Below are 12,502 nucleotides of genomic sequence, written 5' to 3'. Positions count from 1 at the left end.
CGCCCGAGCACCAGGTCGGCCCGGCCGGCGAGCACCGGGCCGGACACGCGCGGCAGTTGGGCCGGGTCGAGCGAACCATCGGCGTCCACGATGCACACCAGGTCGCTGGTCGCGGCCTCCAGGCCGGCGTGCACGGCCGCGCCGAAGCCACGCCGCGGCACGTGCACCACGACCGCGCCGCGCTCGGCCGCGATCTCGGCCGAACCATCGGTCGAGCCGTTGTCGGCGACGATGGCCCGGTACCCGGAAGGAAGGCGGGAAAGCACCCACGGCAGGGCGGCGGCCTCGTCCAGGCACGGCAGGACCACATCGATCACGTCCTCAAACTACGCGCAAGGACGGCTTTGCGGTCATTAACACTCTCTTACGAGTCACGCGGCTGAGGCGGTTCGGCGCATAGGCTGGCCGGGTGAGAGTGCTTGTCACCGGGGCCGCCGGGTTCATCGGCGCGCATATTGCCGAAGCGCTGCGCGCGGGCGGCCATGACGTGGTGGGGTTGGACATGCTGCATCCGGCGGCCCATCGCACCAACGCATCCAGCGACCCGGACGTGATCGTGGGCGATGTGCGGGACGCGGGAGTCGTGCGTGCGGCTCTGGCCGGGGTCGGCGCGGTGTGCCACCAGGCGGCGATGGTGGGCATGGGCGTCGACCTGAACGACGCGCCGGAATACGCCTCGTGCAACGATTTTGGCACGGCCGTCGTGCTGGCCGAGATGGCGCGGGCCAATGTGGACCGGCTGGTGTTGGCGAGCTCGATGGTGGTCTACGGCGAGGGCGGGTATTCGTGCCGGGCCCACGGCGCGGTGCCGGCCCCGCCCCGCGCGGAGACCGATCTGGCGCAGGGCCGGTTCGACCCGCGCTGCACGCACTGCGGGTCCACCTTGGACAGCGAGCTCGTGGACGAGTCGGCCCGGCTGGAGCCGCGCAGTGTGTACGCCGCGACCAAACTCGCCCAGGAGCATCTCGCGGGCGCGTGGGCGCGAACCACCGGCGGCACGGCGATAGCCCTGCGATACCACAATGTGTATGGCCCACACATGCCGCGGGACACGCCCTACGCCGGTGTCGCCGCCATCTTTCGGTCCTCATTGGAGCGTGGGCAGCCACCGCAGGTGTTCGAGGACGGTGGGCAGATGCGTGACTTCGTGCACGTGACCGATGTGGCCGCGGCAAACGTGCTCGCGCTGGGTCACACTGACCCCGGCACGATAACGGCATACAACATCGCGTCCGGCGAGCCGCACACCGTGCTGGACATGGCACGCGCGCTAGCCGAGGCGATGGGCGGGCCGCAGCCCGAGGTCAACGGGCGGTTCCGGGCCGGCGACGTGCGGCACATCGTCGCCTCGCCGCGCCGGGCCCGCAAGGAGCTCGGGTTCACCGCGCGAGTCTCATTCGCCGAAGGGATGACCGATTTCGCCAAAGCGCCGTTGCGACAATGATGACCGCGGCGGCGCCGTACCCGTAACGCTGCGCTTCCCTGCCTGTGAGGTCCACATTAGACGCGTACTGCGCCAGGTATCCGGCCACCACGACCGTCAGATATTCCAGTCTGCCGCTGAACCCGACCAGCATCACGAGCAGCAGCGCATACCACGAGTATCCCGGCGTCGCGAGCAGCAACGCGGTGCCGACGAGCACCACGGCCCCGGCCCACGGGCGGTCGGGGTCGGTGCGCCACCACACCGCCACCGCCACGGCCGCGAGGATGAACGCGGCCACAAAGGTGGCGGCCTCGCTCGGTACCAGTAAAGTCAGTAGAGAAAATCGACTGCCACTGGTGTAACCCTCGTCGTTCAGATAGGTCGGCAGGAAGCCGAGCACCTTGGGCCCGACCGCGAGCACGTGCGGCAGATAGACGACCACAATCGCGCCGATAGCGCCGACCGCGACCGCCAAAGGCTTGCGGCGCAACAGCGCCGGCCCAAGCAGTGCCGGCGTGAGTTTGGTGGCGAACCCGAGCCCGAGAAACACTCCGGCCACCACGGCACGCTTGCGCGCGGCCGCAATCAACGCGACCGCACCCAAAAACGCGGCCAGCACATCGACATGCGCGTTGTTGCCGGTCTCCAAGGCAACAAACGGGCACCATGCCCAGGCCACCGCCATGCGCGGATCGAGCCCGAGCCGGGGCAGCATCACCACCAGCAGCACGGTGAGCGCAACGGCGAAGAACGCCGCGGCGAACTGGATCGGTCCCTCACGCGCACCGGCGGGCGAAAGCGCATGCACGGCAACGAAATACGCCTGAGCCACGGGCGGATAGATGGTGTTCACGGTCGGCCGGTTGATCAGCGAGCAGCCGTCGGACGGCACGCACCAGTTGGTCTCGTGCGGTGGCCACAGGAAGTCGTCGCGCAGCGGACGCAGCTGCGGGCTCGCCGGCGCATAGCTGTACGGGTCGATCCCGGCGGCCTGCACGCGGCCGTCCCAGATGTAGCGGTAAAGGTCGTCGCTGCTGCGCGGCGGCGCGAACCCGGCGGCGAGCGGCAAGCCTATGCCCGCCAACAGGATCAGCACGACGGCGAAGCGCTGCGGCAGGCGCAGCACGAGCCACACGCCCACGGCGAACAGGATCCACGCCGCCACCATGAGCGCCATCCAGCCCGCAACGTCCATCCACGACGGTGTGTGCGTCAGCCACCAGACCGCCAGCCCCAGCAGGCCGAGGCACACGCACGCGGCGACCCTCCTCACGGCAGCTCAAACGGGAGGGTCATGCCGTCAAGCGCGTTGCCACACCCGCAATTCCTCATGGGAGAAGCGGCGGCGACGGTTGCCAACAACAGTTCACGCATGCGCTCGGTGTTGCGGGCGAACACCGCGAACACCTCGTCCTGCGTGACACCGTGGTCGCCCTCCGCCCCAGCGTCCAAATCGGTCACGAGCGCGATTGTCGCGTAGCACAGCGCGAGTTCGCGGGCGAGCGCCGCCTCCGGCGCGGCGGTCATGTTGATGATCGTGCCGCCGGATGCGGCGTGCCAACGGGACTCCGTGCGGGTCGAGAAGCGCGGGCCATCGATGACCACGATGGTCCCGCCGTCGTGCAACGGCTGGCCGTGCGCCGCTGCCGTGCGCACGACCGCCGCACGCAACTCGGGACAGTATGGGTCGGCGAAGTTCACGTGCACCGCACCCTGGTCGTAGAACGTGCGCTCGCGGTTGGTCGTGCGGTCGATGAGCTGATCGGGCAGCACGAAACTGCCCGCGCCGAGCTCTCGTTTCAGCCCGCCGACCGCGCACGGCGCGAGGATGCGCCGGCAGCCCACCGCCCGTAACGCCCACAGATTGGCCCGGTAGGGGATGCGGTGCGCCGGGAACCGATGGCCCGCCCCGTGCCTGGCCAGGAACGCCACCTGCCGCCCGGCCACCTCGGCGACCGTCACCGGACTGGACGGCTCGCCGAAGGGCGTGCTCACCTTCTCCTGCCGCGCGTGTTCGAACAGCTCGTACAGCCCCGAACCGCCGATAATGCCAATCATCTGGGTACCTCTCCTACTTCAGCGAACGCGCGTTCGTGCACTGTCCACATGCGCAGCACCCGACCGCCGGCCCGATCCGCCACCGCCGCGAGGTCGTCGGCGTCGACGGCGGCCCACCAGAACAACGGGCTGCGCGCGGCGCCGTGGCGCAGCCGCACCTGGCCGCGCCACGATCCCGTGCCGGGCGGGCCGGTCTCCACGACCACCGTGCCGTCGTCTGCCGTCAACTCCAGGCAGCGGCGCAGCAGGCGCACCGGGTCACCGCCGATGCCGATGTTGCCGTCGGCCAGCAGCACGTGCTGCCACGTCCCGCCGCCCGGCACCGGCTCGAACACGTCGCACACCACGGCTGGTGCGCCCCGCTCCCGCGCCTGCCCGACCGCGACCTCGCTGATGTCGATGCCCAGCGCGGGCACCTGCCGCCGGTGCAACTCCGCCACCAGCCGACCCGGGCCGCAACCCACGTCCAGCGTGGCGCCCGTGCACGCATCCAGCATCGCATCGTCGCCCGCCAATGGGTCCGACCAGTCGGCGACATCCATGCGGGCCAGTGTGACACCGGCCGGAGTCAGCAGATCGATCGGTGCCGCCCTCCCCAGCGCCGCTTGGCGCAGTGCCCGGCCAAACGTCGGCAGCGCCGCCCTCAACGCAGCTCCAACCGGCGCACCGCCTGCGCGAACCGGTTGCCCGGTTGGCACTGCGCCGCGACCTCCGCCAGGTCATCGGCCGTGTCCACGTCGCGCAGGGCCGGCGCCATGGCCACCGACAACCCGGCGCAGCGAAGCGCTTCAAGCGTGCGGACTCCGGTGTCGGGTCGCGACATCGGCACGTCGGCGAGCAGGCCGCCGTGCGCGGGCTCGCGCAGCGCGAGCGCCCACCAGCCCCCGTCGACCGCTGGGCCCAGCACAGCGTCCACATCGGACAGCCGGTTGCACAGGTCGCGCAGCAGCGCCGCAGTGACCTGCGGCGTGTCCATCCCGATCAGCAGGGCCGGCTTGCCCCCGCCGGGATCGCGCGCCGCGTCGGCGAAGCCGTTGGCGAGCCGGTCGCCCAGGCCGTCGCCGCGCTGCGCGACCACGTCCCAGCCGTCGGGCGCGTCAAACTGCCCATCCAGCAACAGAATCCGCCGACCGGCGGGCGTCGCCGAGACAGTGTCCAGTGTGTCTTCAAGCGCCGCCAACGCCAGGCCCGACGCCTGCTCGGGGGTGCACGGCGGGCACAGCCGCGTCTTGACCTTGCCGGGCACGGGCTGCTTTGCCACGACCAGGAACTGAATTCGCGGCGGGTCTGCGGAATGCACCCCTACACGCTATGTCCCCTACCCGGGCATAGGTTCTTAACACACTCTTACGGATTGCTCCTGTATTGCTGCGTCGTCGCCGCGGTGCGACTGCGGCGGGCACTGCGTGGCGCCGGCAGTAGGCCCAGGGCCACCATGCCGAGCGCGAGCGCGAAGTGCAGCCAGTTGTCGGCGTTGTTCATCGGGACGAAGTTGGCGGCCGAGTCCTTGTCCACAATCAACCCGTAAATCCACAGGATGGCGTAGATGATGCCGCCGCCGATGAGGAAGCTTCGCGCGCCCGCGACGGTGCGGGCCATGGCGAGGCCGATGAGGCCGAACAGCAGATGGACGATGTTGTGCAGGATCGATACTTGGAAGATCCCCAGCAGTTTCGCCTGTGACTCGTGGCCCGCGAACCTCATTTCGCCATAGTCAGTGGTGATTCCCGGAATGAACCCGAGCACCCCGATGAGCAGAAACAGGAGGCTGACCAGGAGCGCGGCCGTTTTGACCGGCGAACGGGCATCCGACGTGTCCAGCTCGTGAGCTGCGGACATGATGTACTCCTTCCCCCGTGCAGGAGACCTGTATGCCCTGTTCAGCCGGGGTTAAACCCTGGCCGGATGCTCCGCGATGTGGGCGATGTGCGCGGCGATGATGGCGGCGACCCGTTGCGGCGCCTCAAGCTGCGGCAGGTGCCCCGTGCCGCGGACGACCGCCAGGCGCGCGCCCGGGATGAGCCTGGCCAGCCGGCGGGCGTGCCGCACGGGCACGGTCGCGTCACCCTCGCCCCAGATGATCGCCGTGGGCACCGTGATGCGCCTGGCCACGCGCCGCAGCGACGAACCGCCCGGGAAGTGGAAGCGCATCAGCGTGGCCGCGAGCGCCCGGAAGCTGCGCGACTCGGCCGTGATGCGCGCGGGATTCCGCAAGGCCTCACGCACATCGGCCACCGCCACATCGAAAACTGTCGCATCGATGCCTGACGAATCCATGCAGCATTCTTTCAGTACGGCGTCGGTGAGCGCCCGAGCGTCCTTTCCCGACAGTTGGCGACGCAGACCCGCGCCCCCGGCGCACAACCGGTACAGCACTGTCAGGCACTTGCGCATGGTCAGCCCGGCCGGAGACAGTGAGACGGCCGGGCTGATCAGCGTGAGCGAGCGCACGAGCTCGGGGTGCGTGGCGGCGAGCCACAGCGCGATCGTGCCACCGTAGGAGTTCCCGATGACGTGCACCGGCTCGTCGCTGATGGCCTCGGCCACCGCGGCGACGGTGTCGCCCATGGCGGTCGTGGAGTAGCACGCGGGCGGCGGCGTACGGCCAAAGCCGGGCAGGTCCATCGCCACGCATTCGAGCTGACCCGACAGCAACGCGGTCAGCCCGGACCACGTGCGCGACGAACCGAAGTGGCCGTGGACGAACAGCGCCAACGGTTTGCGGTCGTCGCCCGCACCGCTGTAGCGCACATGCACCGGGAGCCCCGCCGCCCTCACGAAAGCGCCTTCACGCCGGGGCGAGGGTACGAACCACCGCACAGCCGAGATTCCGACGTCCATGCGGCGAGAATTCCCATCCGATCTGCCGTTGAAACGAGTCGCTCGCGGGCGCCACGTCAGGTGGCTGGGCGGGTTTCGAGCACGCCGACGACGGTCAGCACGGTCCGGACCATGTCCCGGGCGTTGGTGACCCAGTAGGCCACGCCGTGTTCCTCGGCCAACCGGCGCCCGATCACCAGGGCACGTATGCCGGTGGAGTCGAGAAAGCCGACCGCGCCGAGATCGATGATCAGCTCGGCGGCGTTGCACGTGACGATCGCGTCGTGGATGGCCTCCGCGACCTCGTCGCAGGTGGTGAGGTCGACGTCGCCGGCCAGCTGCAGGCGCAGCACCCCGTCGTTGACCACATGGCGCGTCAATGTGAAGTCCACCGCATCCTCCCCGGGCGGGCACGACGTGGGCATGAGGTACCCGCTATTTGATCTGTGAAACCGGCTCGCGCGCTGGGTATCCCCTGGAAATGGCGAACCGGCTCGGCGTCGCCGCTCCCGCTCGCGGTCGTGCCCCTGCTCGCCGCCAGCCGGCACGCTGAGCAACGGCGGCTCAAGCGCATCGCGAAGCAGTCGCCCGCGTGGTGGAACCGGCGCCTGCAAACGGGCAGAAGGTCTCGTCTACTTTGGAGGACCGGCAGAAGCCGGCCGCGCTGCTGCGCGAGCGCGGATAGATCCGAAGTCTCCGTAGCGGCCCGGTGCGCCGGCCAGGAATTGGTCGCGGTTATTGCGGGTATGGAGGTGAGGTGTTGAACGAGTACGAGCGCTGCCGCCTCGGCGAGATCGAGGAGGCGCTCCGGGCGAGCGATCCTCGGCTGGATCGGGCTCTGCGCACGCTGCGGCCTCCCCGCCGGCGCACGCTGGGCTGGCTTTCGGCCGGCTGGCTGAGCGCCGTCGGCGCCGGTCTGGCCGGCTGGTGGATCATCGTCGTGGTCATGCTCGGCCCGCTGCTGGCCGCCACCCTCCTCGTCCTCAAGCCAGGCTTAACCGTCGCCGACATGGGTAGCTATACGGGCGAGGGACCCCAGTCGTGGCCTCGATGGTAAAGCAGGTGAGGGCCATGGATACGGATGACGGCGACCGTCAGGACAGCGTGGATCTGGTGGCCCTGGCCCGCCGGCAGGCGGAGCCCTATGTCGGCCCGACCGAGACCGTGGACGAGCTCGTCGCCGGCATCACCGAACTGGCCGGCACGGAACCCAGCCGGGCCCGGCAGTTGGTCGAATCGATCGCAGCCGCCGCGGACGACGCCACTCACGGCAAGCACACCGAACAACTCGACAGCGTGGAACAGCTGGTGCTGGACACCCTCGGCCTACAGGCCGAAAGCCTTGCGCACCCGCAACGCACCCCTCCGTGCACCCCTCCGTCCGATCCGGACAGCGGCGCCGAGGTGATCGACGAGGTCGATTGAAGAAGGCACATCCGTGGTGCGTCCCGGCACGGTACGCACCGCCGCGGCCGGTGTCCACTCCGCAAGCGGCAGCGTGGCATCATCGGCCGGCGGACCCTTGTGGGTGCGCGGTGACGGGACACCCTGCCGGGCAGGGCCAGCCCCATAGCCGCTCGGATTGGCCGAAAACGCGCCGCCGCAAGCGACTATGGTGCTGTACTGGAGCCATGGCCCGGCGGATGGGTTGGTACGCGGCCGCTTGCGCCGCCCTGGTGGCTCTTGCCGCAGCCCAGGGTTGCGTCAGGGCGCCCGGCCCGGAGGCCGAGCCGACCGTCACCGCCACGGAGACCTCGCCAGGCGCGTCCCCGTCGCCCGGAACCACGCCGGCACCGCCCGCGCCACCTGCCCCACCGGCCCCACCAGCTCCGCCCGGCGACGAGGGGTTCGCCTGGATCCCGTTCGGGCCCGCCGACCCGGACAGCCCCGGCGGCTGGTACCGCGGCCTGGAAGACGGCGAATGCGAGAAGGTGTCCAAGAACGAAGACGACACGCTGGTGAATGCGCTGGCCGCAGTCTGTCAGGTCGTGTTCAATCGGGACTCGTCCAAGTGGGCGAAGGCTCAGGAGCAGGCAGCGCTGCCACGTCCACAGCAAACCGACAGCCCGGAGTGCCTGCTGCAGGCGGCAGAGGAATTGCTGGCACGGGCGCTGGCCTGGCATGCGCGCCACCCCAACGGCATTCCCCGTGTGGCGAAGCCGACCAGCGCCACAGGCGTGGCCTGCAGCTTCGAGCTCGAAGGCGTGAACCCGGCGCAAGGCTCGGTCAAGGGCGGGGACACGGTCGAGCTCACCGGCAGCGGATTCAGCAACATCACCGTGTTCTTCGGCGACAACGCGGTTCAGGGGGAGATCCGATACCTCGGCAAGACCGGTGTCGGCACCAACGCCGTCGCGGTGGTCACCCCCGCGGCCACGCAGGCCGGAAAGGTCGACGTGAAGGTGCGCGGCCGTGCGGGCGAGCGGGTGTTGCGCTCGGCGTTCACCTACACCGGAGAGTCCACAACGGACAGTCCGTCGCCGTCCGGTCCACCATCGCCCAGGACTCAGTCGCCGCCACCGCCCCAGTCGCCACCGCCACCACCGCCGCCCCCGCCTGACGGCCCACCGCCGCCAGTCGAACCGTCATGACCCAACCGAGGCGGCGCGGGGCCGGGCAGCCGCCCGAGTCGGCGGTCAAGGCCCTGCTGTCGGTGTTCGCCTCGGTCGGCCTTCCGGTGACCGTGGTGTCCGCGCTGATGCTCTACTTCGGCTGGGCACGGACCAACGAGCAGGCCCGCTACATGGGCCTGCACGTGAGCCTGTTCGGATACACGGGCCAGGATTACATCCTGAGCAGCGTCAGCACCCTTTTCGTGCCGTTGATGGCGTTGGGCGTGCTCGGGTTGGGCTGGCTGGGCCTGCATCAGGGCATCCTGGGCTGGCTGGCGGTACCGCGAAAGCGCCCGGCACTGCGCACCGCGGGCCGCATCGCATTCGTGGCCGGGCTGGCGACCGCGGCGTGCGCTCTGCTCATAGCCGTCGTCAAGCGGCCAGCCACGCCGATGTTCATCCCGCTGGCGCTGGCGGTCGGCACGGCGATCGCCGGATACGGGCTGTGGCTCGCGCGTGCCGCGTCGCCGCCGTCGGCAGATCGCCCGCTGCCGGTGGGACACCGCGCGTTGCGGGCCCTGTTCATCGCCGGGATCATCGCGCTGGCACTGTTCTGGGAGCTGTCCAGTTTGGCCGCGGTGGTCGGCCGGGGCCACGCCCTGCGGCTGGCCTCGGGTGTGGGGTCGATGCCGCGGGCCACGGCGTTCAGCGGCGTGCCGCTGGGCATCGACGTGCCCGGCGTGCGCGAGGAGCGGATCGACGTGGATCCGCCTCGGTGGCGCACGACGGGCCTGCGCCTGCTCGCCCGCTCGGGTGGGCGCATCTTCCTGCTGCACGACGGCTGGACCCCGGTGCGCGGCACGGTCGTCGTCGTGCCCGACGGCGAAGGCGTGAGCTGGCAGTTCTCCCGCTGACCACATTGGACAGTTCGGTGGATGGCGCGCCGCCGTACCATCGCATAGATTCGAATTCATGATTCGTCGGGTTCTCATGGCGGCCGCATTGGCCGGCGCGGCCATCGTCGTGCCGGCCAGTCCGGCCCAGGCGCTCTATCCCTGCGCCGCCGGCAACTACTGCCTGCACACGTGGTACACGGACTCCAGCCGGACCCAGGTGCGCGGCACTTACAGCATCAACTGCGAAGGCACCGCATACCGGTGGGGCGTCCAGCAGGGCTACCTGGTGTACTCCGCCCGCCCGTGCAACGACCCGCCTCCGGAGGTGTGATCGCACCCGAAACTTCCGCCCCGCAACAGGTTAGAAGGCCCGCGAAGTTGGGTAGCGCGGCATTCGCCGCTGACGTGCTTCGTAACCTGTGAGGAGGCCCGGATGATCGCCGAGATCGTGGACCGTGTCCGGCTCGGCGATCACGTGTGCGCGTTTGCGGCCGGCGCCGACGATCTGGTCGACGCCGCCGCGGCGATGATCGGTGCCGGGCTGCGCTCGGGTGAGCAGGTGCTGGTGTTCACCGGCTCGCTCGTGCCGGCCGAGCTGCGCGCCGGGTTGCAGGCCCGGGGGCTCGACGTCGACGCGGCCGCGCGCGCCGGGAGCGTCCGGCTGATCCCCGCCCAGCAGGCGTTCCTGCCCGACGGGCGGTTCGACCCGCGGCGCACGCTCGACCGCGTCGGCCGTTACGTCGACGATGCCGCCGCGGGCGGATACACAGGGCTGCGCATGCTGCGTGACATCGCCTGGACGCCGTACACGCCGGCGGACGCCGAGCAGCTCACATGGTTCGAGGCCCAGCTCAACACCATCTACATGGAGGCACGCGCGCTGGGCGTGTGCCTGTACGACCCGAGCCGGCTGGACCGGGGCGTGCTGCAACGCGTGATCAGTGCCCACCCGACGACATCTCGTGCTCCGGCCAACGGCGCGGGATGGTCCCCGCTGTTGCAGATCCGCCGCACCATGGAGCCGCACGGGCTCCAGCTGATCGGCGAATGCGATTTCAGCAACCGGCGGGCGGTGCGCGCCGCCGTCGACGCGGCGCTGCGCGACCGGCCCGCACCAAGCGTGCCCATCGTCATCGATGTCTCGCAGCTGACCTTCGCCGACGCCGCCACGGGTGCGCTCCTGCTCGGGCATGCCTGGCACTCCCCGCCCAACGCGGCCATCGTCGGGGTCACGGGCACCCTGGCCACCGTGATCAGGTTGCTCGGCGGGCCCAACCCGCCGAATGTCCAGTTCGGATCATAGGGCCTGAGCTAGTAGCCGTTTGGCCCGGTGGGCTTCATGGGTATCAATGCGCCGCCCATGAGAGAAAGGACCCCACATGAGACACAACGGTGTGACCCTCGTGGCGGTGAACCTCGTCGCGGTGCTCGTCGCCGCCGCAGGCTGCGGTTCGGGTGACAACGGCGGCGGGCCCGAAGGCCCGGACTTCTCCGCCACACCGGCAGGCACGCTGCGGGCGTGGGGTTTCAACAGCACCGACGACGTCGGCCGGGCACGGCTCGCGCACGCCCAGGGCCTGCTCGGCGGGGTCACCATCGAGATCGACCAGACCGGCTTCGACGCGCAGAAGTTCACCACGCGCATCGCCAGCGGCAACCTGCCCGACGTGGTACAGATGGACCGGCAGTATGTGGCGACCTATGCCGCGCAGCGGCTCATCCTCCCGATGGACAGGTGTTACTCGGCCAAGAACGTCGATCCGAAGGCGCGCTTCTATCCGGCCGTGATCGGCGATGTGACGTATGAGAATCAGGTGTGGGCGGTGCCGCAGTTCTTCCAGCCGCCGACAATCCTGATCAACAAGAAGCTCACGGGCGCGGCCGGAGTTGCCGACGCCGAGTTCGACACGTCCAACCCGACCGCACTGCTCGGGGCGATTGCCAAGCTGTACAAGGAAAGCGGCGGTGTCCCGGCGACGCTGGGCTTCCATCCGGTGGCCACGGGGCAGACCAACCTGTGGATGCTGGGCCTCGGCGGCAGGCTGATCGATGAGAAGGGCGCACCGACACTCGACGACCCGGCCAACGTCTATCCACTTGAGACACTCAAGCGGATCCTCGACGCGCAGGGCGGTTTCGCGAAGGTCAAGAGCTTCGGCGATTCGTTCGACGTGTTCGGGCAGAGCAACCAGTTCGTCACGGACAAGGTTGCGGCCGAAGTGAACTTCCAGTGGTACGTTAACGTCCTCGCGCCCTATAAGGATCGGCTGGAGCTCAGCGCGGTACCCTTCAAAGGCAAAGATGGCAAGCCCGTAGCGATAGCCGCCGGCGCAACAGCGTTTGTCATTCCGGCCGGCGCGAAAAATCCAAGTGCCGCATGTGCTTGGGCGCTCGCGCTCACCAGCCAGGACAACTGGATGGCGGCAGCCGAGGCCCGAGCGGCAACGGTGCAGCAGCGCAACAGCATCTTTACCGGGCTGTTCACCGGTTCGCCGGACGCCGACCGGGCCATCCGCGAAAAATACGTCAAGCCAAGCGGCAACGCCGGATTCGACCAGGTGATCGCCACGTACTACGACGTCGTCGGCGCCGGGCGCAGCTTCGGCGCGTCGCCCGCCGGGCAGCAGATCCAGCAGGAGCTGATCAACGCGATCACGGCCACCAGCCTGGGTTCGAAGTCGGCTCAGCAGGCGCTCGCCGACGCGCAGGCGGCCGCCAAACGGGCCTACGACACCGTCGTACGCGGCTGA

At 69.6% G+C, this 12,502-nt stretch carries 16 protein-coding genes; 8 read left to right on the top strand and 8 right to left on the bottom strand.

Annotation, left to right across the window (positions count from 1 at the left end; genetic code table 11):
• Positions 1-317, bottom strand: a 317-nt coding sequence (locus tag DM816_RS14745) for a glycosyltransferase family 2 protein (RefSeq protein WP_170318819.1), incomplete at its 3' end; no start/stop codon positions are given.
• Between the two features lie 92 nt (positions 318-409).
• On the opposite strand from DM816_RS14745, the gene DM816_RS14740 reads away from it, so the two are divergent.
• A complete protein-coding gene (locus DM816_RS14740; protein WP_117210800.1) occupies positions 410-1,444 on the top strand; it encodes an NAD-dependent epimerase/dehydratase family protein in 1,035 nt (344 codons plus the stop codon).
• On the opposite strand, the gene DM816_RS14735 is transcribed toward DM816_RS14740, so the two are convergent.
• The 7 genes from DM816_RS14735 to DM816_RS14705 form a co-directional block, all read right to left on the bottom strand.
• A complete protein-coding gene (locus DM816_RS14735; RefSeq protein ID WP_162907481.1) occupies positions 1,380-2,699 on the bottom strand; it encodes a glycosyltransferase family 87 protein in 1,320 nt (439 codons plus the stop codon). The genes DM816_RS14740 and DM816_RS14735 overlap by 65 nt on opposite strands.
• Entirely contained in the window at positions 2,696-3,484 is a 789-nt protein-coding gene (locus DM816_RS14730; protein WP_117210798.1) for an S-methyl-5'-thioadenosine phosphorylase, read from the bottom strand. The genes DM816_RS14735 and DM816_RS14730 overlap by 4 nt, the downstream gene beginning before the upstream one ends.
• A complete protein-coding gene (locus DM816_RS14725) occupies positions 3,481-4,131 on the bottom strand; it encodes a class I SAM-dependent methyltransferase (RefSeq protein ID WP_246001943.1) in 651 nt (216 codons plus the stop codon). Before DM816_RS14725 ends, DM816_RS14730 begins: the two co-directional genes overlap by 4 nt.
• Complete coding sequence (locus DM816_RS14720) at positions 4,128-4,784, bottom strand: TIGR04282 family arsenosugar biosynthesis glycosyltransferase (RefSeq protein ID WP_246001942.1); 657 nt, start codon at positions 4,782-4,784, stop codon at positions 4,128-4,130. Before DM816_RS14720 ends, DM816_RS14725 begins: the two co-directional genes overlap by 4 nt.
• A gap of 47 nt (positions 4,785-4,831) precedes the next feature.
• Positions 4,832-5,323: a DUF4383 domain-containing protein gene (locus DM816_RS14715; RefSeq protein WP_117210797.1), complete on the bottom strand. Its 492-nt coding sequence runs from the start codon at positions 5,321-5,323 to the stop codon at positions 4,832-4,834.
• A gap of 51 nt (positions 5,324-5,374) precedes the next feature.
• A complete protein-coding gene (locus DM816_RS14710; RefSeq protein WP_162907480.1) occupies positions 5,375-6,262 on the bottom strand; it encodes an alpha/beta fold hydrolase in 888 nt (295 codons plus the stop codon).
• Between the two features lie 119 nt (positions 6,263-6,381).
• A complete protein-coding gene (locus DM816_RS14705) occupies positions 6,382-6,696 on the bottom strand; it encodes an STAS domain-containing protein (protein WP_162907479.1) in 315 nt (104 codons plus the stop codon).
• Between the two features lie 368 nt (positions 6,697-7,064).
• Here DM816_RS14705 and DM816_RS14700 point away from each other — a divergent pair, with 368 nt between their 5' ends.
• The 7 genes from DM816_RS14700 (at position 7,065) to DM816_RS14670 (ending at position 12,502) form a co-directional block, all read left to right on the top strand.
• Positions 7,065-7,361: a DUF3040 domain-containing protein gene (locus tag DM816_RS14700; protein WP_162907478.1), complete on the top strand. Its 297-nt coding sequence runs from the start codon at positions 7,065-7,067 to the stop codon at positions 7,359-7,361.
• Positions 7,355-7,729, top strand: a complete 375-nt coding sequence (locus DM816_RS14695) for a hypothetical protein (protein ID WP_162907477.1) — start codon at positions 7,355-7,357, stop codon at positions 7,727-7,729. The genes DM816_RS14700 and DM816_RS14695 overlap by 7 nt, the downstream gene beginning before the upstream one ends.
• A gap of 206 nt (positions 7,730-7,935) precedes the next feature.
• On the top strand, positions 7,936-8,895 hold the full coding sequence (locus DM816_RS14690) for an IPT/TIG domain-containing protein (RefSeq protein ID WP_117210792.1): 960 nt from the start codon (positions 7,936-7,938) through the stop codon (positions 8,893-8,895).
• Positions 8,892-9,770 (top strand): hypothetical protein, encoded by an 879-nt coding sequence (locus DM816_RS14685; protein WP_117210791.1) that lies wholly within the window; start codon positions 8,892-8,894, stop codon positions 9,768-9,770. Before DM816_RS14690 ends, DM816_RS14685 begins: the two co-directional genes overlap by 4 nt.
• A 58-nt stretch (positions 9,771-9,828) precedes the next feature.
• Positions 9,829-10,083: a DUF6289 family protein gene (locus tag DM816_RS14680; protein WP_162907476.1), complete on the top strand. Its 255-nt coding sequence runs from the start codon at positions 9,829-9,831 to the stop codon at positions 10,081-10,083.
• 102 nt (positions 10,084-10,185) lie between these two features.
• Positions 10,186-11,055, top strand: a complete 870-nt coding sequence (locus tag DM816_RS14675; RefSeq protein WP_117210789.1) for an MEDS domain-containing protein — start codon at positions 10,186-10,188, stop codon at positions 11,053-11,055.
• A gap of 76 nt (positions 11,056-11,131) precedes the next feature.
• Entirely contained in the window at positions 11,132-12,502 is a 1,371-nt protein-coding gene (locus DM816_RS14670) for an ABC transporter substrate-binding protein (RefSeq protein WP_117210788.1), read from the top strand.

Source organism: Allorhizocola rhizosphaerae (assembly GCF_003426775.1).
In the GTDB taxonomy this organism is placed as follows: domain Bacteria; phylum Actinomycetota; class Actinomycetes; order Mycobacteriales; family Micromonosporaceae; genus Allorhizocola; species Allorhizocola rhizosphaerae.
Note: the sequence above shows the minus strand (reverse complement) of the source record. Positions and strands in the feature narration are given on the sequence as shown.